Annotated in this window: 20 protein-coding genes and 3 pseudogenes; 11 read left to right on the forward strand and 12 right to left on the reverse strand. The window is 61.2% G+C overall.

The annotated features are described in order from the left end of the window. The first annotated feature begins 9 nt into the window (after positions 1 to 9). The 4 genes and pseudogenes from BA011_RS46055 to BA011_RS00560 all read left to right on the forward strand — a co-directional run bounded on the left by BA011_RS46055 (position 10) and on the right by BA011_RS00560 (position 2,668). Positions 10 to 138, forward strand: coding sequence for a hypothetical protein (locus BA011_RS46055; protein WP_257785304.1), 129 nt, complete (start codon positions 10 to 12; stop codon positions 136 to 138). Continuing rightward, entirely contained in the window at positions 135 to 884 is a 750-nt protein-coding gene (locus tag BA011_RS00550) for a metal ABC transporter ATP-binding protein (protein WP_065279038.1), read from the forward strand. Before BA011_RS46055 ends, BA011_RS00550 begins: the two co-directional genes overlap by 4 nt. Next, positions 881 to 1,752, forward strand: a pseudogene (locus tag BA011_RS00555) (metal ABC transporter permease). The gene BA011_RS00550 and the pseudogene BA011_RS00555 overlap by 4 nt, the downstream one beginning before the upstream one ends. 16 nt (positions 1,753 to 1,768) lie before the next feature. After that, on the forward strand, positions 1,769 to 2,668 hold the full coding sequence (locus BA011_RS00560; RefSeq protein ID WP_065279040.1) for a metal ABC transporter substrate-binding protein: 900 nt from the start codon (positions 1,769 to 1,771) through the stop codon (positions 2,666 to 2,668). Between the two features lie 150 nt (positions 2,669 to 2,818). Here BA011_RS00560 and BA011_RS00565 read toward each other — a convergent pair whose 3' ends face one another. The 5 genes and pseudogenes from BA011_RS00565 to BA011_RS00580 form a co-directional block, all read right to left on the reverse strand. Next, entirely contained in the window at positions 2,819 to 3,241 is a 423-nt protein-coding gene (locus tag BA011_RS00565) for a hypothetical protein (protein WP_065279041.1), read from the reverse strand. Between the two features lie 165 nt (positions 3,242 to 3,406). Then, positions 3,407 to 3,574, reverse strand: a pseudogene (locus BA011_RS40870) (IS3 family transposase); the annotation flags it as partial. Positions 3,575 to 3,714: 140 nt separating this feature from the next. Next, the gene (locus BA011_RS00570) at positions 3,715 to 4,023 is read right to left on the reverse strand and encodes a Dabb family protein (RefSeq protein WP_017959279.1); all 309 of its coding nucleotides are present in this window, start codon (positions 4,021 to 4,023) and stop codon (positions 3,715 to 3,717) included. Between the two features lie 136 nt (positions 4,024 to 4,159). Then, positions 4,160 to 4,585, reverse strand: a complete 426-nt coding sequence (locus BA011_RS00575) for a hypothetical protein (protein WP_065279042.1) — start codon at positions 4,583 to 4,585, stop codon at positions 4,160 to 4,162. A 135-nt stretch (positions 4,586 to 4,720) separates the two neighbouring features. After that, the gene (locus tag BA011_RS00580; protein WP_065279043.1) at positions 4,721 to 5,209 is read right to left on the reverse strand and encodes a RidA family protein; all 489 of its coding nucleotides are present in this window, start codon (positions 5,207 to 5,209) and stop codon (positions 4,721 to 4,723) included. 190 nt (positions 5,210 to 5,399) lie between these two features. On the opposite strand from BA011_RS00580, the gene BA011_RS00585 reads away from it, so the two are divergent. Beyond that, entirely contained in the window at positions 5,400 to 6,098 is a 699-nt protein-coding gene (locus tag BA011_RS00585) for a TetR/AcrR family transcriptional regulator (RefSeq protein WP_065279044.1), read from the forward strand. A gap of 85 nt (positions 6,099 to 6,183) precedes the next feature. Here the strand turns inward: BA011_RS00585 and BA011_RS00590 are convergent, their stop codons facing one another. Continuing rightward, positions 6,184 to 6,534 (reverse strand): DUF2200 domain-containing protein, encoded by a 351-nt coding sequence (locus BA011_RS00590; protein ID WP_065279045.1) that lies wholly within the window; start codon positions 6,532 to 6,534, stop codon positions 6,184 to 6,186. A gap of 442 nt (positions 6,535 to 6,976) precedes the next feature. On the opposite strand from BA011_RS00590, the pseudogene BA011_RS00595 reads away from it, so the two are divergent. The 4 genes and pseudogenes from BA011_RS00595 (at position 6,977) to BA011_RS00610 (ending at position 13,058) form a co-directional block, all read left to right on the forward strand. Then, a pseudogene (locus tag BA011_RS00595) lies at positions 6,977 to 8,073 on the forward strand (branched-chain amino acid ABC transporter substrate-binding protein). A gap of 83 nt (positions 8,074 to 8,156) precedes the next feature. Continuing rightward, positions 8,157 to 10,622: an adenylate/guanylate cyclase domain-containing protein gene (locus BA011_RS00600; RefSeq protein ID WP_065279046.1), complete on the forward strand. Its 2,466-nt coding sequence runs from the start codon at positions 8,157 to 8,159 to the stop codon at positions 10,620 to 10,622. A 422-nt stretch (positions 10,623 to 11,044) separates the two neighbouring features. Then, positions 11,045 to 12,154, forward strand: coding sequence for a sulfite oxidase (locus tag BA011_RS00605; protein ID WP_237352537.1), 1,110 nt, complete (start codon positions 11,045 to 11,047; stop codon positions 12,152 to 12,154). Positions 12,155 to 12,431: 277 nt separating this feature from the next. Beyond that, positions 12,432 to 13,058, forward strand: a complete 627-nt coding sequence (locus BA011_RS00610) for a class I SAM-dependent methyltransferase (protein ID WP_065279047.1) — start codon at positions 12,432 to 12,434, stop codon at positions 13,056 to 13,058. Between the two features lie 78 nt (positions 13,059 to 13,136). On the opposite strand, the gene BA011_RS00615 is transcribed toward BA011_RS00610, so the two are convergent. Next, positions 13,137 to 13,421: a LexA family protein gene (locus tag BA011_RS00615; protein WP_420493416.1), complete on the reverse strand. Its 285-nt coding sequence runs from the start codon at positions 13,419 to 13,421 to the stop codon at positions 13,137 to 13,139. A 28-nt stretch (positions 13,422 to 13,449) separates the two neighbouring features. Here BA011_RS00615 and BA011_RS00620 point away from each other — a divergent pair, with 28 nt between their 5' ends. Further along, positions 13,450 to 14,565: an IS630 family transposase gene (locus BA011_RS00620; RefSeq protein WP_065282351.1), complete on the forward strand. Its 1,116-nt coding sequence runs from the start codon at positions 13,450 to 13,452 to the stop codon at positions 14,563 to 14,565. A gap of 273 nt (positions 14,566 to 14,838) precedes the next feature. Here the strand turns inward: BA011_RS00620 and BA011_RS00625 are convergent, their stop codons facing one another. Then, positions 14,839 to 15,231 carry a winged helix-turn-helix transcriptional regulator gene (locus tag BA011_RS00625; RefSeq protein ID WP_065279048.1) on the reverse strand — a complete coding sequence of 131 codons (393 nt, stop codon included), beginning with the start codon at positions 15,229 to 15,231 and terminating at the stop codon, positions 14,839 to 14,841. 84 nt (positions 15,232 to 15,315) lie between these two features. Between BA011_RS00625 and BA011_RS00630 the strand changes: the two genes are divergently transcribed. Continuing rightward, a complete protein-coding gene (locus BA011_RS00630; RefSeq protein WP_065279049.1) occupies positions 15,316 to 16,047 on the forward strand; it encodes an SDR family NAD(P)-dependent oxidoreductase in 732 nt (243 codons plus the stop codon). A gap of 136 nt (positions 16,048 to 16,183) precedes the next feature. On the opposite strand, the gene BA011_RS00635 is transcribed toward BA011_RS00630, so the two are convergent. Genes BA011_RS00635 through thrC form a run of 4 tightly spaced genes read right to left on the reverse strand, consistent with a single transcriptional unit; the run spans position 16,184 to position 22,462 of the window. After that, a complete protein-coding gene (locus BA011_RS00635) occupies positions 16,184 to 19,096 on the reverse strand; it encodes a sensor domain-containing phosphodiesterase (RefSeq protein ID WP_065279050.1) in 2,913 nt (970 codons plus the stop codon). After that, positions 19,093 to 19,707: a GNAT family N-acetyltransferase gene (locus tag BA011_RS00640; RefSeq protein WP_027666709.1), complete on the reverse strand. Its 615-nt coding sequence runs from the start codon at positions 19,705 to 19,707 to the stop codon at positions 19,093 to 19,095. The genes BA011_RS00635 and BA011_RS00640 overlap by 4 nt, the downstream gene beginning before the upstream one ends. A gap of 28 nt (positions 19,708 to 19,735) precedes the next feature. Next, positions 19,736 to 21,034 (reverse strand): M16 family metallopeptidase, encoded by a 1,299-nt coding sequence (locus tag BA011_RS00645; RefSeq protein WP_065279051.1) that lies wholly within the window; start codon positions 21,032 to 21,034, stop codon positions 19,736 to 19,738. 3 nt (positions 21,035 to 21,037) lie between these two features. Next, complete coding sequence (gene thrC / locus BA011_RS00650) at positions 21,038 to 22,462, reverse strand: threonine synthase (protein ID WP_065282352.1); 1,425 nt, start codon at positions 22,460 to 22,462, stop codon at positions 21,038 to 21,040. Positions 22,463 to 22,740 lie beyond the last annotated feature (278 nt).

Genomic DNA, 22,740 nt, shown 5'->3' on the forward strand with positions numbered 1-22,740 from the left:
GGATGCGCCATGCCCCCGAGCCCCGACCGCCCCTCCGTCAGCCTGCTGGGGGAGTCGGCTTTATCCAGGGTGATCGGCATGGCGCTGGTCATTACGCTCCTGTGGCTGGCGATCCACTGGGCGGTTGTCTTGCCATGACGCCGCTGATCCGTCTGGAGAATCTGACCGTCGCCTATAACAGGCATCCCGCCGTCCATCATGTCTCCGGCGCCTTCGCCTCAGGCAGCCTGACGGCGATCGCCGGGCCGAACGGGGCGGGCAAGTCGACGCTGCTGAAGGCGATCATGGGTGAGCTTCGTCCCGCCGAAGGCAGGGTCGAGCACCGGCTGGGGCGGGCGGAATTCGGTTATCTCCCGCAGGCGGCCGAGATCGACCGGCGCTTTCCGATCTCGGTCATCGACACCGTCATGCTGGGGGCCTGGAAGAACACAGGCGCCTTTGGCCGCATCGCGCCCGGCGAGGTGAAAAGGGCAGGCGAGGCGCTCTCCGCCGTCGGCCTCGAAGGCTTCGGCCGGCGCCATGTCGGGTCGCTGTCGGCCGGCCAGTTCCAGCGTGTGCTTTTTGCTCGGCTGCTGTTGCAGGATGCCGGCATCATCCTGCTCGACGAGCCGTTTACGGCGATCGATGCCCGCACGACCAGGGACCTCATCGATATCGTCACCCGCTGGCATGGCGAGGGCCGCACGGTGATCGCCGTGCTCCACGATTTCGATCTGGTCCGCGCCCATTTCCCGCAAACCCTGCTGCTCGCCCGCGAGCTGGTCGGCTGGGGTGCGACCGCAGACGTCATGTCCTCAGTCAATCTCCTGAAGGCCCGCGCCATGGCCGAGCGTTGGGATGAGGATGCGAATGCCTGCGCAGCTGAAGAGGTGCCGGCGGCATGACGGCTTACGATCTCTTCCTCGCGCCCTTTGCCGATTACGGTTTCATGCGCCGCGCCCTTGTCGCCTGCCTCTGCCTCGGGCTCGGCTCCGGCCCGATCGGCGTTTTCCTGATGCTGCGGCGCATGAGCCTGATGGGCGACGCCATGAGCCATGCCGTGTTGCCGGGGGCTGCCATCGGTTACCTCGTCGCCGGCTCCCTGTCGCTGACGGCGATGGGCCTTGGCGGGCTGATCGCCGGCCTGTCGGTGGCGCTGCTGTCCGGCGCCGTCAGCCGGATGACCGTGCTGCAGGAGGATGCGAGTTTTGCCAGCTTCTATCTCGCATCGCTGGCGCTCGGCGTGCTGATCGTCTCGCTGCGCGGCTCGAATATCGATCTCCTGCATGTGCTCTTCGGCACCATCCTGGCGATCGATGCGCCCGCCCTTTATCTGATCGGCGCGATCACTTCGCTGACCCTCGTCATCCTCGCCTTCATCTATCGGCCGCTGGTGGCCGAATGTTTCGATCCGGGGTTCCTGCGCGCCGTCGGCGGGCGCGGGCCGGTCTATCATGTGCTCTTCCTGCTGCTCGTGGTGTTGAACCTCGTCGCCAGCTTCCAGGCGCTCGGCACGCTGATGGCGGTCGGCCTGATGATGCTGCCGGCAGCCGTCGCCCAGCTCTGGTCGCGCAGCTTAGCCGTGATGATGGCGATATCAGCCGTCAGCGCCGCCGCCTCCGGCTATCTCGGCCTGATCGCCTCCTACCATCTCGAGCTTGCCTCCGGCCCGACGATCATCATGACGGCAGCGTTGCTCTACGGCTTTTCTATTCTTTTCGCGCCCTCCGGCTTAGCCCGGCGCTTCTTCCCCGCCCGCATTTGAAGGGCTGATCCCAAGGAGACTTCGATGACACCGCACAGACTGCTTCTCTCCGCAGCAATCCCCGCTTTGATGGCGCTGTCGGCCGTGCCCGCCTCCGCCGAAACGCTGAAGGTTGTGGCGTCCTTCACCGTGCTTGCCGATGTCGTCAAACAGGTCGGCGGCGAACACGTCAAGGTGACGAGCCTCGTCGGGCCGAACGGCGATCCCCATGAATTCGAGCCGTCGCCGGCCGACGCGAAGAATTTGAAAGCAGCGCAGGTTACCTTCGTCAGCGGCGAGGGGCTGGAAGGCTGGATGGACCGGCTGATCACCGCCTCGGGCTACAAGGGCAAGCCGGTCACCGTTTCCGAAGGCATCAACACCCGCACCATGGAAGAGGACGGCGAAAAAATCACCGATCCGCATGTCTGGAACAGCCCCGTCAACGTCAAGGTCTGGGTCGCCAATATCGAAAAGGCGCTGTCATCGGCCGATCCCTCGGACGCTGCCGCCTTCAAGGCCAATGCCGAGAAGTACACCAGGACGCTGGACGAACTGAACGCCTATGCCCATGCGAAATTCGACAAGGTGGCCGACGATCGCCGCAAGGTGCTGACCAGCCACGATGCCTTCGGTTATTTCGGGCGCGAATATAATGTCAGCTTCCTCGCCCCGCTTGGTCTGTCCACCGAAAGCGAGGCATCGGCCGCCGACGTCGCCAAGCTGATCGAGCAGATCAAGGGCGAGCACGTGAAGGCCTATTTCTTCGAGAATTCCAACGATCCGCGCTTGGTCAAGCAGGTCGCCAAGGCAACCGGGGCCGAGCCCGGCGGCGAGCTTTATGTCGAATCTCTGTCCGACGCCAAGGGGCCGGCGCCGACCTACGAGAAGATGTTCAAGTACAATGTCGATCAGCTCGCCGCCGCCATGGCGAAATCGAGCTGAGGAAATCGGCTGGCCGCAGGCTGAGCCTGCGGCCACCTTGGGGCCCGAAGCTGCCCTTCTACAGAATCGCTTCGAAAGTCCGGCTAGGTGGTTTTCAGCCAAAAGTGGACATTCCTACATATAAATCGCCCACTTCCGCGCGTCGCCTCCTTATGCGGTCATCAAATCGATGACCCGCATGATCGCAACCGAATTGCTCGTGTTCTGGGTGCCTTCTGTCGTATCGGCGTTAGCGCAGGTCCAAACATCGCCCTTCTTGACCGTGAACTTTTTTTTGTTCTGAACGACCGAAAGTTCTCCCTCAGTCATATGGCAGAGCATGTCGTTCTTCATCATGTTGTCCGGCGTCTTCGCCCCAGGTTGGATAACAACATCCCGCAGTTTCACCATTTTGTAAGCTGGTATGACCGAAGCCCGCTCACCGAGCGCGACAACTCTGACACCGGGTCCGATCTCCTCGCCCTCATCGGGACCGTAAGTCTGGGCGGCTGCTGGCGTCGCCCAGGCGATCAGTGGCGTTGCGGCCGTTGTAAGACCGAGTGCGAGCGTGGTTCTACGATTGACGGCTTCCATTGTTTCCTCCCTAGCCAATTTGTTAGGATGTATATTATGGATTACTAAAGCAACCTCGGCGGGGGTGGTTGTCAAATCAACTTTTTGGAAATGGCTTGCCGCATCCTATCGAGGCGTATGGCAAAGTTTCGCCCAACTCGATCATGCGTGACCTGCCGCGGACTTTCATCCGGTTGCGATTAGAGCCTCGGTGGTTTTTGATACGCCAGTCGGCGCGGTGGTAGCAACCTGCGGAAACGCGAAGCTTCCATATTGCGCAGCGTTGGAGCCGGTTGCGGCGATGATCCCGGCATAGTCTGCCGGGGTCTGGTATCCGAGCGATGAGTGCGGACGGCAGCCAGTCGTAAACCTTTGCCAGCCACTTCCTTAAAGCCGACTGCTGTCCATGAAAGACGGCCGCTCACGCCGACGGCAGGGGCGACATGCGTGCACGGTAACACGCGGTCGTGCAACATCGATAAATCGGCTTCTTCTCACAAATTAAGGTCGAAGACCAGGATGCCGGCAAGACCTCCATCCGTCGATGAGACGATGCGCTCGCCCACAGTCACGTGCTCGGGATGGATGAGATAGGCGTCGCGGGCCTCGGCGCTCTCGAAGGTCACGGCAAACCCGTCGACGAAGCCGCCATGCAAGCCCTCAGGCGAAACATTCGGCCCATATTTTATATCCAATATGCCGGGAATGAGCTGTTTCAGGGCGACGATCGCCGCAAACAGCGACTGCTTGTCTTCGGCCGTCACCGCGGTCTTCAGCCGCAGGAATACGCAGTGCAGGATCATCAGTGGTCCTCCCGATTTCTTTGGCCGATTTTCTTTGGCCCGATTTTCTTAGGCTGGAGAATAGCGGCGAAAGCCGGGAGAGCAACGAGATTTATTTTCACGCAGACGTTGCGCCGCAAGCCGTGAGCCCGGCAGATTACATCTGGTCGGTCTTCACCAGGGGCCGCTTGTAGATCTTCTGGACGAGATCGCTCGCCAGCGCGCGGGCTTCGTCTTTCTCGGCCGCCGTCATCGGCCGGCAGGTGTTCCTGGTGTTTGAACTGTCGAGCACTGTCGTAGAACCGGAGTTGGCGATGACGAGATGCCAGCTGCAGGAGGCGACCTTGTCGATGGCGACAGCACCGTGGCAACCGGTGGACAAGCAGAAGGCAACGGTTACCTGCGCCCCATGGTCTCCTTTATAAGCCAGCGTGACGGCTTTCTTGATATCCTGGACCCATCGCTCGCATTGCGCCTGTTTTGCCCCCGGCTGGCAGCTTTTGGTGACCGGAGTGATCTCAGCGGCCTGAAGCGGCGATACGCAAAAAACACCCATCGAGAGGGCGAGCAGAAACTTGAGCATGGGATTTTCCTTGTGCAAGGAATGAAAGACGCACATCCCAGGCCGTTGGTCAATGGCCATCGATAAAGGGAAGGTGGCGCGCCTGACAAAGGTTTACGCACCACCCCTGAAAATCCGATTTGTCTCGATCCGCCGCTATTCCAGAATGACCACGGCTTCGACCTCGAAGAGCATGGGGTCGATGGCGAGCTTGGGAACGGGAATCAGCGTCTGCGCCGGCAATGCTTCGCCGAACATGTCCTTGACGTTGCTGGTCAGCACCTCAAGCTTGGACATATCGTGATCGACCACGAAGACAGTGAGCTTGGCGACCTGATCCGGCTTTGCGCCGAGTGCATCGAGGGCGGTGCGCAAATTCGCATAGGCCTGCTTCACCTGGACGGCAAAGTCGGGCGACAAGGCGCCCGTGCTATCCTGGCCGCCCTGTCCGGAGATATAGGCCAGCCGGCCTTGGCGCGGCACGATCACCGCCGTGCTGTAGCCATTCGGCGAGGGGTCGTAGAGGTTTTTCGGATTGACGATGGTCAGTTTGAGATCGTCCTCATTGGCTGTCGCCGCGGTGGGAACGCTGATGGTCATGATGATGAGTCCTCCGATAATGAGATTCTTGATTGCGCGTGACATGACTTCTCCTGGCTTCCCAGGGCTGCGAGCGACGGATCCTTGCGGCCTGCAGGATGGAATATTATCGCTGACCGATTGACTCGTACGGCGTACGACCAAATTGCATCGTACAGCGTACGAGTCAATCGGTCAGCATCGACATTCCCAGCATTGTCGGCTTAGATCGACGTCTGATCGATAAGGAAGACGAATGGCAGCCAAACGCAGCGGCGCTGAGAGCAAAGGGTCTGGGCGGAGGGGTGCGTCACCTAAGACCGGGCAGGAGCAACGCAGTGAATCGACTCTTTCCCTGGAGCGGATCGTGGCGACCGCGGTAGAACTGCTGGACGCAGAGGGCGTCGACGGATTGAAGATGCGCCGGCTGGCCGATCGCCTCGGCGCGGGCGCGATGAGCCTCTATTGGCACGTCGACAACAAAGAGGAGGTCTTCGATCTGGCGCTCGACGCGGTGCTCGAATATCGCGGCCCGTCTGAGATCGTCGTGTCTCGAGACTGGCGCGGCGACGTCGTTCATATGCTCGAAGACTGGCGCGCCAGCATGCTGCGCCATCCCTGGTCGGCCCCGCTGCTGCCGCGCCGGGCGCTCGGCCCGAACATCCTCATTCGCCTGGAACTGCTGAGCAGGACCTTGTCCGGAGCCGGTGTCACTGATGCGGATTTGAACGTCGCGATCTGGTCGCTCTGGAACTATGTGATCGGCGCGACCATCACCCGGGCGAACTTCGACCTCTCGGATGACGACAGGACGGCTGCGCAGCAGCGCCTGACAGGTCTGAGCGAGCACTATCCGACGATCGAGCGCTCTCGTCTGCTGCTGGATAATGATTGGGACGGCGCCTTCAGGAAGGGTCTCGACTTCCTGCTCGATGGCCTCGCTCCGCGCCAGTGAACATTCGTCATTCCTGAACGAGAGGGTGCCGGATTCTGCGCGCGTGCCGTGGGTGATCGCGAACTGCCGCGACGCGGTTTCCTGGCTATTTCCGCAGGATTTTCTCCATCGCTTTCCCCTTGGCGAGTTCGTCGATCAATTTGTCCAGGTAGCGGATTTCCCGCATCGTCGTTTCCTGGATGTCTTCCACGCGAACGCCGCAGATCACGCCGGTAATCAACGATCGGGAGGGATTCATCTGAGGCGCTTGCGCAAAGAAATCCTCGAAGTTGGTCTTTTCAGCCAACTGATCGTCCAAGCTCTGCTGGCTATGCCCCGTCAGCCAACAGATGATTTTATCGACCTCCGTCTTCGTGCGCCCCTTCTTCTCTGCCTTGGCGACATAGTGGGGATAGACGCTCGCGACGCTGATGGAATAGATGCGATGCTTCGTCATGCCTGCTCCTCAACATTCCAGATATTTTCCGGCTTGAGATAGCTGATTTCAAGACCTCAACAAATGCCCGATAATGGGTAAGGTTCCGCGGCCGCGAAGTCGATCAGTGCAAAGGCGGCATCTCTACAGCGCCGCGCGCCTTCGACCGGATTGCACCAACAACGGACATCGGCTCGGCTTGAGTCGACGACCGCTACGGGGTCGATGGCCGACCGTCCGCTGCTAGGAAGCCCAACATGAAAAGCGGACATCAAAGTTCTTGCCGCCAAGGGCTGGGATTGGCGCCCAAAGCAGACAATGAGGTACCTCGCAGGAACGTCAACTCCTGATCAGCCCATACAGATAAGAGGCAAGTGCGCTACAGAAATGGCGGAGATATCTGCGCCTGCGCGGGGGCTGTCGGCGGGCACTAAATTGGCGTAAGCTGTGAAGGAGGTACACCATGCGCAGCAGCATCACTGCAGCTATCGTCGCGCTCGTCGTTTCGCTTGGCAGTCTAGCGCGGGCGGAGATCCTGATCGGAGCTGCAGGCCCGGTCACAGGACCGCTCGCCTGGATCGGGGAGCAGATGCAGCGCGGCACAGAGATGGCAGTGGCCGACATCAATGCAACTGGCGGCGTGCTCGGGCACCAGGTGCAACTCATCACGGTCGACGACTTTTGCGATCCCGAGCAGGCTGTGGCGGCCGCCCAGAAACTGGTGGCTGACGGTGTGGTGCTCGTCGTCGGGCATTACTGTTCCCAGGCCTCGATCCCGGCATCCAAGGTGTACGAGGCCGCGGGAGTCTACAGATTTCACCGGGTTCGACCAATCCGCTGTTGACCGAACAAGGTCGTGCCAATGTTTTCCGCGTCATTGGTCGCGACAACGCGCAGGGGGTGGTAGCCGGCAACTATTTGGCCGATCGTTGGGGTGACCAGAAAATAGCGATCCTTCACGACAACACCACCTATGGGAAGGGGCTCGCCGACGAGACCAAAAAGCAGTTGAATAAGCGGGGTGTCACCGAAGCGATCTACAAGGCCTTCACGCCTGGGAAGAACGACTATACGGCCGAGATCTCGGCGTTACACGGCGCCGGCATCGCCGTGTTGTATGTTGGTGGGTATTTGCCCGAGGTCGCGCTTATGGTTCGCGCTTCACGAGACCGCGCCTACGCACTTCAACTCGTCTCAGGCGATGGCATGGCGAGCGAGAACTTTGCACTGATCGCCGGATCTGCCGCCGAGGGTACGCTCTTCACGTTTAGCGCGGACCCACGGCGCGTCCCTCAGGCGGCTCAAGTCGTCGAGCGTTTCCGCGCCGAGAATTTCGAGCCCGCAGGCTACACACTGCTCAGTTATTCCGCCGTCCAGGTCTGGTCGCAGGCGGTGAAGAAGGCCGGTTCTCTAAGGCCGCAAGAGGTGATCGCCTCAATGCAAGGTAATCAATTTGAAACGGTAATGGGCCGGGTCGATTTCGACGACAAGGGCGACCTCACCGTTCAAAGCTGGATTTGGTATGTCTGGAAGGGTGGCGAATACGTGCCGCTGGAATAGTCAACCGCCGGCCGGGTGGATCGCTTTAGACCAATCTGTGCAGACTTTAGTGGCTGCGCAAGCCAGACCTTGCGGTTGCCGCTATGTTTGAACGCATCGGCATACGCGGGCGCTTGTTGCTCGCTTTCTTCGGCATCAGCACCTTCGCAGTGCTCGCGACCGCCGCAGCTCTCTATGCCTTCCTTCAGGTCGGCGACGTGGTCGATCGCATCACCAAGGAACGGGTGCCGACGGCGCTCGCCTCTCTCCAACTGTCGCGCCAGGCTGAGAGGGTCGCCTCCACTGCGCCGTCAGTGCTGGCGGCGACCAGCACGGTTCAGCACAACGAGGTCTCGGCTGCGATCGGAGTCGAGATGGGGCGTCTCGAAGAGTTGCTCGCCGCACTTAAAGGCACCGCATTCAGCGCGACGGCGGTGACTGAAATCGAAGACGCGGTGATTGGTCTACGACGAAACCTCGATGCTCTCGACCATCTTGTGGCCGTTCGCCTTACCATGGTTCAGCGCAAGGAGGAGTTGCTGCGCCGCTTATCGGACACCACAAATGCAAGTCAGCGTCTCGTCGCTCCCGGTATCGTCGTGATGAACTCCAAGGTTCCCCAGTGGCGCGCAGCGGTGGTTGATTCCGCCGCGCCACCCGACGCGCGTACTGCGGCGACGAGCGACCTGGTCAAGGCAATCGCGGCCTACATCCCCCAGCAGAGGGCGCAACAGGAGATCTCAGCAGTCAACGACGCGCTGGTCAAAACTGCCAACGCGCATACGCCGGGAGATCTGAAGCTGATCCTGTTTCCGCTGCGCCGGTCGCTCGCCGTACTCGAAACGGTCTCCACCGAGCTCGACGAAAAGTTGCGGACCCGCTTCCAACAACGGTTGGACGAGTTGAAGTCGCTGACCGACGGTGAGAACGGGATCCCGAAGGTACGACAGGACGAGTTTGCTGTCCTTGCACAGGGCGAAAAGCTTCTGGCTGAAAACAGTCGGCTATCGCGCGACCTTACCGCGGCCGTCGATCGCCTGGTTGCAAAGGCAAACCATGAGATCGCCGCGTCCGCCCTCGAAGTCTCGGTCGTCCGGCGCTACGGCACGGGCATTGTCCTTGGCTCCGCCCTTCTAAGCCTCCTGAGTTCGGTTCTGGTTGTCTGGCTCTATGTCGATCGCAGCCTTCTCGCCCGTCTGGGAGAGGTAAGCCAAAGCATGCTGGCAATCGCGGGCGGCAATCTGCATGCACAGATGCCCGCCGGAGGCCGCGACGAAATTGGCCGCATGGCCGGGGCGCTCAAGCTGTTCCGGGATACTGCGGTCGAGGTGGAGGAAAACAGCCTGCACGAGGTTGCGGAAGCGCGCCAGCGGCTTGTGGATGCCATCGAGAGCATCTCCGAAGGATTCGCTCTGTACGATGGCGAGGACAGGCTCGTGCTGAGCAACAGCCGCTACCGCGAGCTGTTGTACGCCGGCCTGGAGGAAATGACACCCGGCACGACATTCGAGCAGATTGTTCGCCGGTCCGCTGAGGGCGGCTACATCAAGGATGCTGAGGGGCGAGTCGAGGAGTGGGTTGCCGAGCGGCTTTCGCGGCATCGCAACCCTGGTGAAACGTGGGTGCAGCGACGTCGCGACGGGCGATGGATCATGATTAGCGAGCGGCGGACGGCTGGCGGCACGGTGGCCGTCTACTCGGACATCACCGAGCTGAAGCAACGGGAGGAAAACCTTGCCGAGAAATCCGCGGCTCTCGAGGCGCTTTCCAGCAAGCTGGCGAAATACCTGGCGCCGCAAGTGTATAACTCCATATTCACCGGCCGCCAGGACGTCAGAATCGCCAGCCAGCGGAAGAAGCTGACGATATGCTTCTCCGATATCGCCGGCTTTACCGAAACCACAGACAAAATGGAATCCGAGGATCTCACACAGCTCCTCAATCACTACCTGACGGAAATGTCGAAGATTGCTTCAGATCACGGCGCGACGATCGACAAGTATGTCGGAGACGCCATCCTGATGTTTTTCGGCGATCCGGAAACCCGCGGCGTCAAGGATGACGCGCTCGCCTGCGTGCAGATGGCTCTCGCCATGCAAAAGCGAATGAGCGAGCTTGGGGAAATCTGGCGCGATATCGGAATTGAAACACCGCTGCGCTGCCGCATTGGCATTCACACAGACTACTGCACTGTGGGCAACTTCGGCAGCGAGGACCGGATGGATTACACGATAATCGGCGGCGCCGTGAATCTCGCCTCGCGCCTTGAGCAGGAAGCGTCGCCGGGCACCGTGCTCATTTCTTATGAGACTTTTGCGCAAGTGAAGGACACGATCGAGTGTGAGGAACTGGGGCATGTCCACGTAAAGGGAATAGCCTATCCGGTCGCCACCTATCGCGTGGTCGATCTGAAGGAAAATCTGGTCCGCAGCCGTCGTACTATCCGCACCGAACTGCCGCACCTGAGATTGGAAGCTGAGCCCGAGCTTATGTCTACCGATGAGCGCGATCAGGCCGCCGCCGCACTTCGAGACACGCTCGATCGACTTTGTCACAAGCCTGGGTCGTAGGCTAACGTTCGCGCGGGTTGTCGCCTCTACAGGCACCAACCTCGTCGACCAGCCCTCGGGCTAGCGTCGCAACTCGACTTTCCTGCAACGCTGGCTAGGCCCATGAAATGGCGCGGTCATTGGTCCGAATCCGGACGAACGACTGCTGTTGGCGTAACTGCGACCCATGTTGTCACTGCACTATGTCCGCTTTGCAGCAACACGACCGCTTGCTCGATGACCATTATGGGGGCGCAAAGCGGTCACGACCGCCGTCGGCCACTTTGCTGCCTTTCGAGGTCGAGCCGAGGAACGTGCGGTATGTGCTAGAATGCGGCCCGAAGGCGGAATGCGACGGACGCACTGCGAGGGGCGGTGTGATCGTACCGGAATTCGCGCGACCGAGAGCCGACGTTGTGCTCTTGAAAGGGGAGACGAGGACGATGCCGACACCACAGCAACCCAGTCTAATAGTTCGACAGAAATCCCCACAGAACATCGAGTTTCCGTTTGCGTCGCTCTCCGATTGGCTGATCCCAACCGAGCTGTTTTTCGTGCGAAACCATTTCCCGTCGCCGGACCTCGATGCGCGAGACTGGAGATTGCGCGTTGGCGGGGCGGTGGAGCGGCCGATCGAACTTGACCTCGACAGCATCAAGGCGATGCGGAGCACGACTTTCACCGCCGTCGTCGAGTGTGCAGGGAACGGGCGCGTCTATTATGAGCCGCCGAAGGAGGGGTTGCAGTGGCAGAACGGAGCCGTCGGCAATGCCGCGTGGACAGGTGTTCTTCTGCGCGAGATTTTGGAAATGGCGGGCGTTAAGCGAACCGCATGTGAGGTTCTCCTCGCAGGCGCCGACAGCGGCGTCGTCGACACAAACAAGAAAACGGCTTCTCCCGGCCCCATCGCTTTTGCGCGCAGTTTACCGCTTGAGAAGGCCATAGCTGACAGCACGATCCTTGCCTATTCGATGAACGAGGAGCCGTTGACGCGCGATCACGGCTACCCGCTACGCGCGGTCGTGGGTGGCTGGTTCGGCATGGCTTGGGTCAAGTGGATCACGCATATCACGGTTGTGGAGCAACCGTTCCTTGGCTACTGGCAGGCGCGCGACTATTTCCGTTGGGAGCGCAGCCTCGGGGAACCCAGGCTGGTCCCCCTTGCGGAGATGGAGGTCAAAGCGCAGATCGCGCGTCCCGTACAGGGGGCGCATCTCATCGCCGGCCAACCGTACCGGATTTTCGGAGCCGCCTGGAGCGGAGAGGCTGTTATCCGGCAGGTGCAGGTCTGCACTGGAGATGGCAGGGGCTGGCGCGAGGGGAGGCTCCTCGAAACAGAACGTCCCTTTGCATGGCGCTTGTGGGAGTACATGTGGACCCCTGAAGAAGTGGGGCGATATATACTGCGATGTCGCGCGATCGATGGGGCGGGGTGCGTGCAGCCCGACCTCCAGCGTTCCGACTGCGAGAGCTACGCGGCCAATTGGATCGTTCCGGTGGAGGTTACGGTCGTTCCCGAGCCACAGACGTACGAGGAGGAATTCGTGATCTAATGACCCGCCGGGAGCGGAATGGCGGCTTTTGGCGCAACTGCGACCCGCGTTGTCACTGCGTCATATCCGCTTTGCAGCAACAGCGACGGGTGGCTCGATGACCATTATGAGGGCGCATTGCCGCCGACAGCATTGGCTCGGTCGGTGGTGTCTCTGACCGCGTTTCTGCTATAGCTCGGAAGCAAATCGCCCGCGATGTCACCAACTGCCGAAGTGTGAAGGGCGCAACGGGCTGATGGGCCTCTCGCTCATCTTGTCTTGAAGGAGGAGCGCTAGAATGAGCACCGACCTGGATACCGTGCGGTCCTATGATAGGGTCGCGGCGGAGTACGCTGCCGAGGCCGCGGCGATGCCCGAATGGGTCGCGACAGAGATCGATGCGTTCGTGACCGAGCTGGGCGGTTCGGGCAGGGTGCTGGAGATCGGAAGCGGTGGCGGGCGAGATGCACTTGAGCTTGAGAAGCGGGGAATGAGCGTCCGGCGCACCGACATTGCAAAGGGTTTCGTCGAACTGCTTCGCGAAAGTGGCTTCGAAGCCGACCTGTTGGACCCGCTGACCGATGACTTGGCCGACCCGCAGCGTCCCGGCACGCCATACGACGGGATCTGGGCCTGTGCCTGCCTGATTCATGTCGCCCGCGAGGATTTCGGCACGGTGCTTGGACGGCTTGCCGAGGCGACCCGCACCGGCGGCCGATTGCACGTCTCGGTAAGAGAGGGCGAAGGCGAGGATGTGTCCACACACGGCAGTGCTGCAGCGCCCCGGCGCTACGTCGAGACGTACTGGCGCGAGGCTGCCCTGCGCTCCGCACTCATAGACGCCGGCTGGATCGTCAGCGATGTACGTCGGTACGTCGGAAAGCCCCATGATCGGTGGCTGAGCGTTCGGGCGAGTCGGGCGTGACGCACATAGAACTCGCGGGAATGGCCGGTTGTGGCTATGAACGCTAGTACCACGCCACAGAGATTATGACGGTTTGTCTTATCGTAGAATTGGCAGGGCTTCTGGTGGGATGAGAAGTTGGATGCTGCGTGCGGCGCCTGGCACGCGAGATATAAAACCCGCCTTCTCGAGGGTCAGCACCATCTGGTGAACAGACGGAGCCGTAACGCCGAAGTGGCGACGCATGTCGGCTTCGGCCGGAGGCTGTTTGAAGATGCGGCTGTAGGCGTAGATGAAGGCCAGGTACTGGCCTTGGATCTGCGTAAGGCCCCGTCTTGCCGTTGCGGCTTGCGGGTCAAGTGAGGGACTCATTTTGGGATTCATCTGCGTCTCCACGCTGAAGGAGGTGTCGATGAATATAAAGTTTCACATAGAGCTTAGCCAATCGGAACGTGACCAACTGGCCGCTTTGTTGAGCGGGGGGTGCCACAGGTCGCGCAAGATCAAGCGCGCCCAGATCCTGGTCGCAGCGAACGAAGGCTTCAGCGACGAGGTGATCGCGGCAACCTTGAACGTCAGCGGATCGACGATTTACCGGACCAAACGCCGGTTTGTGGAAGCCAATCTGGAAGGGGCGCTCAGCGAAGAACCGCGCCCGGGTGTTGAGCGCAAGCTATCGAGCAAGGAGGAGGCGCTGTTGGTAGCGACCGCCTGCTCAAAGCCGCCGCCCGGGCGAGCCCGCTGGACCCTGGAGCTTCTGGCAGATGAGATGGTCCGGCTCACCGATCATGACCAGTTGTCCTCGGAGACCGTGCGTCGCCGGCTGGCTGAGAACCATCTCAAGCCTTGGCGCAAAGACATGTGGTGCATCCCAAAGATCGATGGGGAATACGTCGCGCGCATGGAGGATGTTCTCGACCTCTACGCAGAAACGCCTGATCCACAAAGGCCCGTGGTCTGCTTCGACGAGAGCCCGACCCAACTCATCGGCGAAGTGCGCGAGCCCATTGCGGCCAAGCCTGGCCAGCTTGAACGCTACGATTGCGAGTATCGCCGAAACGGCACGGTCAATCTGTTTGTCTTCATGGACGCCCACCGGCCCTGGCGCAGGGTGAAGGTCACCGATCGGCGAACCAACCAAGACTTCGCCGAGTGCATGCGCGAACTGGTCGACGTCGATTATCCCGACGCGCCGATCATCCGCGTGGTGATGGACAACCTCTCCACTCATTCCGCCGGGGCGCTTTACGACGCATTTCCCGCCCCGCAAGCTCGAAGGGTGCTGAAGCGACTGGAGTTCCACCACACGCCCAAGCACGCCAGTTGGCTCAACATGGTCGAGATCGAGATCGGTGTCCTGCGTAGCCAATGCCTCGACCGTCGTATCGACAACAAAGACACCATAATCGCCGAAGTCGCAGCCTGGGAGCAGCAACGCAACGCCCACGGCGCAAAGATCCAATGGATGTTCACAACCGAAAATGCCCGCAAAAAGCTCCGTAAAGCTTACCCCGTCAAAGAGTCATAATCTCTGTGGCGTGGTACTAGGTGGTCACCGCAATGTCGGCTTCCGGGCGAAGGCAAAGATCCCCTCTGTGGCCGACAAGAGGCGCAAACCGGTCATTGGCCGTCGCAAAAATCCGCTTCTCGTACGTTTTCGCTGAAATGAAATTGCGCGTAGGCGGCGCCGCTGACACTCTATCGGAATCGGTTTCAGGTAGCTCGGAAGACCCGGAAAACTATCCTCGACGATCACGGCGGAGAGTGGTCTTGCCAACGAGTGGTGTTTTTAGCGACATTTTCAGCGACGATTTTCGGTGTTGTCATAGCGTAGCGTGGCCGCCTCGACCTTGTTGCCGTTGGCCGCTGCCCATGAACACAGTGCTTCAAACGGCTCCCGCAGTGAATGGCCTAGTGGAGTAATTGCATATTCCACGCCAATCGGCTGCGTTGGGAGCACGGTTCTCGTCACAAGGCCGTTCCGCTCAAGCCTCTTCAAAGCGTCGGCCAGAGCCTTGTGCGTGATCCCATCGAGACGCCGCTTGATTTCGTTGAAGCGCGAGGGTTTGGGACAGATCACTGTCAGTATCAGGATCGTCCATTTGTCAGCGATCTTGTCGAGCACCGGGCGAACCTGCGCCATGTCGCCAAGCGCGCGATGAGAAAGTGCCTCCAGGTCAGTATACTCGTCCATATCTAAGCTACTTCAGGTGCGTAATTGATGCCAGATATACGACGTATATCATGGCGAGACCATCATCAATTGAAAGGATTTACGATGGCTCGAATGAGTAACAAGATTGCCCTGGTCGTCGGCGGCGCCAAGGGCATCGGCTTGGCAATTGCAGAGCGGCTTTCTGCCGAAGGGGCGAAGGTCTTCATCACCAGTCGTAGAAGTGAAGATGCCGAGAAGGCGGCCAAGGGTATCGGCAATAACGCGGTCGGCATTGCCGCCGATGCCGGTGTCCCCGAAGATATGGTGGAGGCTGTCGAAAAAGTGCGAAAAGCATGCGGGCGTATTGACGCGCTCGTATTGAATGCAGGCCTCTCCGAGCCAGCGCAGATCGCCGAAATAACGCCAGACCACTTCGACCGCCACTTCGGCGTCAACGTCCGCGGGATGGTTTTCGGCCTGCAGGCGGCTCTCCCGGTGATGACAGGAGGTGGGGCGGTCGTCCTTGTCGGATCCATCGCCGATAGCGCGGGCTACTCTTCGTACGGAACCTATGCCGCCACCAAAGCGGCGGTCCGTTCCTATGCTCGAACCTGGACGGCAGAGCTCGCGCCCAAAGGTGTACGCGTCAACGTTGTTGCGCCCGGTCCAACCGATACGGAAATGATGGCTGCGGTTCCGGAAGACACTCGCGCGGCACTTGTCGCTCCGATCCCGATGGGACGAATGGCGAGGCCTTCAGAAGTGGCTGCGGCCGCCTTGTTCTTGTTGAGCGATGACGCGAGCTACATCGCCGGTGCCGAACTGTGCGTCGACGGCGGCTTGCGGCAGGTCTAAGGTTCCGTCGAAACGGTGTACCCGACCGGAGCAGGTCGGGTACAGCAAAACGCGCTTGATGACAGACCAACTTTAAATTGAAGCCGTTCAATATCGAAAAGAGCACCGAAGGCGGCCTTTGGTTGCTACCGCCCGATCACGCCCGTTTGGTCAGCGGAAACCGGTCCCGCAGCAGCCGCAGCACCGATTCCGAAGGGATCGGCGGGCCGAAAAGGTAGCTCTGGCCGTAGTTGCAGCCCATCTTGGCGAGTTCGATCGCATCCTCGTTGGATTCGATCCCCTCCGCCACCACCTTCATGTCGAGTTCGCGCGCCATCGCGATCACCGACCGGAGCACGGTCGCCTTCTTGTCGCTGCTGTCGCGCACCAAGGCCTTGTCGAGCTTGATCGTGTCGAAGGGGAAGCGGGTGAGATAGGCGAGCGACGAATATCCGGTGCCGAAATCGTCGAGCGCCAGGCCGATGCCGGCTTCCTTCAGCTTCTGCAGCACGAGGCGGGCCTGTTCCGGATTTTCCATCACCATGGATTCCGTCAGTTCGAGCTTGAGGCGAGAGGGCTGGCAATGGGTCTTGGCGAGAACCGAACGCACGTCGTCATAGAGCTCGTTGTTGAGGAGCTGCACACTCGACAGGTTGATCGAGACGAAGATCGGCAACTCGCCGGTCTGGTGCTGCCAGCTCATCAGATCGTTGGTCGCCTGTTCCAGCGCGAACATGCCGAGCGGGCCGATAAGATCGGAGGCCTCGGCGATCGGGATGAATTCGGATGGCGGGATGTTGCCGCGTTTGGGATGTTCCCAGCGCATCAGCGCCTCGAAGCCGGCGACCTCGACATCCTCCAGTCTTGCGATCGGCTGATAGACCATCGACAATTCCTTGCGCTCGATGGCGCGGCGGAGATCCGTTTCCAGCTGCAGCCGGTCGGTGCCGAACTCGCGGAAGGCCGGCTGGAACGGCTCGACGCGGTTGCCGCCGGCCCGTTTTGCCCGATACATCGCAAGCTCCGCATCGCTGAGCAGGCCGGTGGCGCTCTCCTGCCGGTCGACCCAGGAGGCAAGCCCGACCGAGGCCGTCAGGATGATTTCGCGATTGGCGAAGTTGATGGGCACCATGATCGCCTTGCTGATTGCATCGGCGAAATCGGCGACCTTGGCCGGATTGTGCTCGGAAACCAGGATGAGGCCGAACTGGTCGCCGGCAAGCCGCGCCAGCGTGTCCTGCGGTTTCAACAGCCGGCGCAGCCGCCGCGTCAGCGCGATGAGGATGTTGTCGCCGGCGGCAACGCCGAGCGAATCATTGACCAGCTTGTAGCGATCGATGTCGATCACCATCACCGTCGGCCGCAGCGTGTCGCCGCCCGGCGCCAGCGCCAGCACCGACTGCAGCCGGTCGAGGAAGACCTGCCGGTTCGGCAGGCCGGTCAGATTGTCGTGCAGTGCATCGTGCAGCAGCCGCTCGACGGAATTCTTCTGTTCGGTCACGTCGACGATCGTGCCGACGCAGCGGATGATCTCGCCATTGGAGCCGAGCACCGGCCGGGCGCGGATCAGCAGCCAGTGGAAATGCCCGTCCTCGGCGCGGATGCGGAACTCGTGGTTCAGCCGCCCGCGCCGGTGTTCGAGCAGCACGTCGAGCGTGGCGCGGAAGCGGTCGCGGTCGTCGGGATGCAGCCGCGGCAGCCAGTTGCGCGCCGCGCCATGCATGGCGCCCGGCGACAGGCCGAGCTTGATCGAGACGTCGGGAATGGTGACGACGCGGTCGCGCGCCACGTCCCAATCCCAGACCATGTCGCCGGAGCCGGTCAGCGCCAGCGATTGCCGCTCGAGATCGGAAAACAGCCCCTGCTGATAGGCGCCGCCGGCGAACGCATGCTGCATGACGGTGAAGCCGATCAACAGCACGATAAGCACCAGGCCACCGCCGAGTGCCGGCTGGATGATGTCATTGTCGAGCCGGCCTGTAACGGTCAGCCACGCGCCGAACAGCCAGACGAGTGTCAGCGCCCAGGCAGGCACCAGCAGAATGGCGCGGTCGTAGCGGTTGAAGCCGAGATAGATGATCAAGAGCAGCCCCGTCGCGGCCGTCAACGCGAAGGAAAGCCGGGCGATGCCGGCGGCGATCGAGGGGTCGTAGATCGCCACGCCAAAGAGCAGGGCAAGGCCGAGCACCCAGGCAAGCGTCGCGTAGCCGAGATGTGCATGCCAGCGGTTGAGGTTGAGATAGGTGAAGAGGAAGATGACGAAACTCGACGCCAGCGCCACCTCGGCGCAGGCGCGCCATATTCGCTGGTCGGCCGAGGCGACGCTGATCAGCTTGCCGAGAAAACCGAAATCGACGCAGATATAGCCGAGCACCGCCCAGGCGAGTGCTGCCGTCGCCGGCAGCATCGAGGTGCCCTTGACGACGAAGAGGATGGTCAGGAACACGGCGAGCAGGCCGGCAATGCCAAGCACGATGCCGCGATAGAGCGTGAAGGCGTTGATCGTGTCCTTGTAGGCGTTCGGTTCCCAGAGATAGATCTGCGGCAGCTCCGGCGTCGACAGTTCGGCGACGAAGGTGATGACGGCGCCGGGGTTCAGCGTGATGCGGAAGACGTCGGCTTCGTCGCTCGGCTGCCGGTCGAGCGCGAAGCCTTCGCTCGGCGTAATCGCGCTGATGCGCTGCGAGCCGAGATCCGGCCAGAACAGCTTGGAATTGACCAGACGGAAATGCGGCGCGACGATGACGCGCTCGAGCTGCTCTTCCGAGACGTTGGCGAGCGCAAACACCGCCCAGTCGCCCTGATGGTTCTCCGAGCTTGCCCTGACCTCGATGCGGCGGCGGATGCCGTCGGCGCCTGCCGCCGTCGAAACCTGGAAGGCCTCGCCCTGATTGGCGTAGATCTCGGTCGTTGCGGTCAGATCGAGCGCGGTATCGTCACGGGAAATTTTTACCGGTTCGGCCGCCTGGGCAACGCCCGCCATGAAGGCGAAGGCTGCCAGGAAAAGGGCTGCGATCACCGCGATTGCTCGTCCGGACGGTGACTTGGGCAGCATGCGGTCTCTTGTCATCGGCTGTCGGTTTTCCTGCCTTTATCCGTATCGGTGGCGAGACGTGAAAACATCACATGGTCGTGCCACTGACCGTTGATCTTCAGATATCCGCGCAGATAGCCTTCCTGTTGAAACCCGGCTTTTTCAAGCAGACGGATGCTGCGCGCGTTATCTGGAATACAGGCTGCTTCGATACGGTGCAACTCAAGCCCGGCGAAGATGTAAGGAATAACCAATTGAAGGGCGGCGAACATATGCCCCTGGCCGGCATGGCGTTCGCCCATCCAGTAGCCGATCATGCAGCTTTGTGCCGCACCCCGTCTGATGTAACCGATGGTGACGCCGCCGACGAGCGTCATGTCGTCTTTCAGGAAAATGAACAGCGGCACCGCCTGGCCCGAGGCATATTCCTGCTTGCCGCGGACGACACGGGCGCGGTAGGCCCCCTCCGTCAGCTCGTCGCGCCGCCAGGTCGGCTCCCAGGGTTCCAGGAATTTGCGGCTGTCGGCGCGCAGCCGGTGCCACTGGTTGAAATCCTGGTAGCGCGGCAGGCGCAGGAGATATCTGTCATTCTCCAGCTGCACCGCTTCCGGCTGCCGCTGCAGGAACCGAAAAACCGATTTTGGCATCGATCACTCCCGGCAGGACGACGTCGGCTCAGCGGCTTGCCTGCAGCGTCTTCGACGCCGGGACCGAAAGCGAGGCAGTGATGTCTTCCATCGGCGCGAGCTGTTCCAACGGTCCGATCGCCGACAGCGTCGGCACCGTGTCATAGAACAGGCGTCCGGCAAGGTCGGTCAGCCGCTCGATGGTGATGCCTTCCAGCCGTTCCATCATCTCCGGATTGGAGATCGGCCGGCCGTAGAGCATCATCTGCCTGGCGATCTGGCCGGCGCGGGCAGCCGGGCTTTCCGCACCCATCAACAGCTGGGCGCGGATCTGGGCGCGGGCGCGCTCGATCTCGTTCTGGTGGATCGCATCGGCTGACTTGTGCAGTTCGTCGATGATGACGGGCACAAGCTCCGGCAGGTTTTCGCCGCCGGTTGCGGCATGAATGCCGAAGATGCCGGTGTCGGAAAAGCCCCAGTGGAAGGCATAGACGGAATAACAGAGGCCGCGGAATTCGCGCACCTCCTGGAACAGCCTGGACGACATGCCGCCGCCGAGGATATTGGCGAGGATCTGCGAGCAATAGAAATCGCGTGCGTGGTAAGGCTTGCCTTCGAAGCCGAGCAGGATCTGCGCATCCATCAGGTCGCGCGGTTCACGCACGCTGCCGCCGATGTAACGCGCCGCATCCATGACGGGCGGGGCGGAAGGTACGGTCGGCAGGCTGGCGAAACGGTCCTCGACCAAACGCAGGAACGCTTCATGCTCGACGGCGCCGGTTGCGACCACGAACATGCGGTCGGTCGTGTAGTTGCGGCCGAGATAGCCGCGGATCTGCTGCGGCGTGAAGGAGACGACGGTCTCCGGCGTGCCGAGGATTGCCCGGCCGAGCGTCTGGTCGCGATAGGCAACCTCGGAGAACCGGTCGAACACCACATCGTCGGGCGTGTCGTTGGCGGCGTTGATCTCCTGCAGGATCACCTGCTTTTCGCGCTCCAGCTCCTCTTCCTCGAAGGCCGATTCCGTCAGGATGTCGGCGAGGATATCGACGGCGAGCGGCACGTAGTCCTTGAGCACGCGGGCGTAATAGGAGGTCGTCTCGGTCGAGGTGGCGGCATTGACTTCACCGCCGACATCCTCGATTTCTTCGGCGATCTGGCGGGCTGTGCGGCGCGCCGTGCCCTTGAAGGCCATGTGTTCGAGCAGGTGAGCGATGCCGTGCTCGTTGTCCGTCTCGTTACGCGATCCCGATTTGATCCAGACCCCGAGCGCAACGCTTTCAAGATGCGGCATGGTCTCTGTGACTACTGTCAGCCCGGATTTCAGCCGGGTGCACTCAACTGTCATTGGCTATCTTTCTGCGCCTGCTGTCGTCTCGCCGCGGGCATGCTTGCCGATAAAGTTTTCAACGGCTTTCAGCTCCGGTTTGATGATCTGGAAACGCTCCTCCCTTTGCATCAGATCAGCAAGCCACGTCGGAAGCGCCGGGTCAATACCGCAGGCGGATTTTACGGCGGCGGGGAATTTCGCCGGATGCGCGGTCGAAAGCGTCACCATCGGCGTATTCGGCTTTTCTTTCTTGGCGGCGACGAAGACGCCGATCGCCGAATGCGGATCCAGCAGATAACCGGTCTCGGCATGGGTCTTGCGGATCGTCTCAGTCACCTGCTTCTCGCTGGCGCGCCCGGAGCGGAAGTCGCGGCGGATCGCCTTCAGCGCTTGCGCGCCGATCTCGAAGCCGTTGGATTGCTTGAGGCTTTCCATCGCCGCCCGCACCTTCGAGGCGTCGCGGTCATAGGCTTCGAACAGCAGCCGTTCGAAGTTCGACGAGATCTGGATATCCATCGACGGCGAGCTCGTCGCCTTGACCGCCTTCATGTCGTAGCGGCCGGTTTTCAGCGCCCGCGCCAGGATGTCGTTCTCGTTGGTGGCGATCACCAGCCGGTCGATCGGCAGGCCCATGCGCTTGGCGCAGTAGCCGGCGAAGATATCGCCGAAATTGCCGGTCGGCACCGTGAACGAGATCTTCCGGTCCGGTCCGCCGAGCGCCACCGCCGCCGTGAAATAATAGACGATCTGGGCCATGATGCGCGCCCAGTTGATCGAGTTGACGCCGGAAAGTCGGACCTTGTCGCGGAAGGCCACGTCGTTGAACATCGCTTTCACGAGGTTCTGGCAGTCGTCGAAATTGCCCTCGACGGCAAGCGCATGCACGTTTGGTGACGACGAGGTCGTCATCTGCCGCTGCTGCACCGGCGAGACCTTGCCATGCGGGAAAAGGATGAAGATGTCGGTGCGCTCGCGCCCGGCGAAGGCGTCGATCGCTGCCCCGCCGGTGTCGCCCGAAGTGGCGCCGACGATCGTCGCCCGCTCGCCTCGCTTTTCCAGCGCATAGTCCATCAGCCGGGCGAGCAGCTGCATCGCCACGTCCTTGAAGGCGAGCGTCGTGCCGTGGAAGAGTTCCATGACGAAGCTGTTCGGCCCGGTCTGGACGAGCGGCGCAATCGCCGGATGGCGGAAGGTGCCGTAGGCCTCGTCGATCATCGCCCGGAACGTGTCGTCGGGGATCTCGCCATTGGTGAAGGGCGACAGGATGGTGAAGGCGATTTCCTGATATGTCTTGCCGCGGAGCGCGCGGATTTCCTTCTTGGAAAAGCTCGGCCATTTGCGCGGAACATAGAGCCCGCCGTCGCGCGCCAGCCCGGTCAAAAGGGCGTCGCAAAAGCCGAGGGAAGGGGCTTCGCCGCGGGTCGAGATATAGTCCACGTTCATCATCCTTGATCTATCGCTGGAGGAAATCCGGCCGGGCGCGTCGATCGCCCGCTCTGCCGGAAGTCTTGGCTGGAAATCGGGCCGGAAATCGGACAAGGGCCGCTCTGCGGGCAGGGCTTTGCTCGTATGCTTTTGAAGTTGCCCGCATCCGGCGTCGAAAAGTGCATCAAAACGGCGCTTACCCAATCGATTTTTGTTTGCGCCGCTGATATAGACCATCGCAAACCGTCGTGAAAGGCCCCACGGAAAAGACATGGGGCCTCCAAGAAGCGCTTATACAA

This window comes from Rhizobium leguminosarum (assembly GCF_001679785.1).
GTDB lineage: Bacteria > Pseudomonadota > Alphaproteobacteria > Rhizobiales > Rhizobiaceae > Rhizobium > Rhizobium leguminosarum_R.

Excerpts from the sequence above, each read along its gene's own strand:
- BA011_RS46055 (WP_257785304.1), top strand. The coding sequence starts at position 10 with ATGCCCCCGAGCCCCGACCGCCCCTCCGTCAGCCTGCTGGGGGAGTCG.
- BA011_RS00550 (WP_065279038.1), top strand. The coding sequence starts at position 135 with ATGACGCCGCTGATCCGTCTGGAGAATCTGACCGTCGCCTATAACAGG.
- BA011_RS00560 (WP_065279040.1), top strand. The coding sequence starts at position 1,769 with ATGACACCGCACAGACTGCTTCTCTCCGCAGCAATCCCCGCTTTGATG.
- BA011_RS00565 (WP_065279041.1), bottom strand. The coding sequence starts at position 3,241 with ATGGAAGCCGTCAATCGTAGAACCACGCTCGCACTCGGTCTTACAACG.
- BA011_RS00570 (WP_017959279.1), bottom strand. The coding sequence starts at position 4,023 with ATGATCCTGCACTGCGTATTCCTGCGGCTGAAGACCGCGGTGACGGCC.
- BA011_RS00575 (WP_065279042.1), bottom strand. The coding sequence starts at position 4,585 with ATGCTCAAGTTTCTGCTCGCCCTCTCGATGGGTGTTTTTTGCGTATCG.
- BA011_RS00580 (WP_065279043.1), bottom strand. The coding sequence starts at position 5,209 with ATGTCACGCGCAATCAAGAATCTCATTATCGGAGGACTCATCATCATG.
- BA011_RS00585 (WP_065279044.1), top strand. The coding sequence starts at position 5,400 with ATGGCAGCCAAACGCAGCGGCGCTGAGAGCAAAGGGTCTGGGCGGAGG.
- BA011_RS00590 (WP_065279045.1), bottom strand. The coding sequence starts at position 6,534 with ATGACGAAGCATCGCATCTATTCCATCAGCGTCGCGAGCGTCTATCCC.
- BA011_RS00600 (WP_065279046.1), top strand. The coding sequence starts at position 8,157 with ATGTTTGAACGCATCGGCATACGCGGGCGCTTGTTGCTCGCTTTCTTC.
- BA011_RS00605 (WP_237352537.1), top strand. The coding sequence starts at position 11,045 with ATGCCGACACCACAGCAACCCAGTCTAATAGTTCGACAGAAATCCCCA.
- BA011_RS00610 (WP_065279047.1), top strand. The coding sequence starts at position 12,432 with ATGAGCACCGACCTGGATACCGTGCGGTCCTATGATAGGGTCGCGGCG.
- BA011_RS00615 (WP_420493416.1), bottom strand. The coding sequence starts at position 13,421 with ATGAATCCCAAAATGAGTCCCTCACTTGACCCGCAAGCCGCAACGGCA.
- BA011_RS00620 (WP_065282351.1), top strand. The coding sequence starts at position 13,450 with ATGAATATAAAGTTTCACATAGAGCTTAGCCAATCGGAACGTGACCAA.
- BA011_RS00625 (WP_065279048.1), bottom strand. The coding sequence starts at position 15,231 with ATGGACGAGTATACTGACCTGGAGGCACTTTCTCATCGCGCGCTTGGC.
- BA011_RS00630 (WP_065279049.1), top strand. The coding sequence starts at position 15,316 with ATGGCTCGAATGAGTAACAAGATTGCCCTGGTCGTCGGCGGCGCCAAG.
- BA011_RS00635 (WP_065279050.1), bottom strand. The coding sequence starts at position 19,096 with ATGACAAGAGACCGCATGCTGCCCAAGTCACCGTCCGGACGAGCAATC.
- BA011_RS00640 (WP_027666709.1), bottom strand. The coding sequence starts at position 19,707 with ATGCCAAAATCGGTTTTTCGGTTCCTGCAGCGGCAGCCGGAAGCGGTG.
- BA011_RS00645 (WP_065279051.1), bottom strand. The coding sequence starts at position 21,034 with ATGACAGTTGAGTGCACCCGGCTGAAATCCGGGCTGACAGTAGTCACA.
- thrC (WP_065282352.1), bottom strand. The coding sequence starts at position 22,462 with ATGATGAACGTGGACTATATCTCGACCCGCGGCGAAGCCCCTTCCCTC.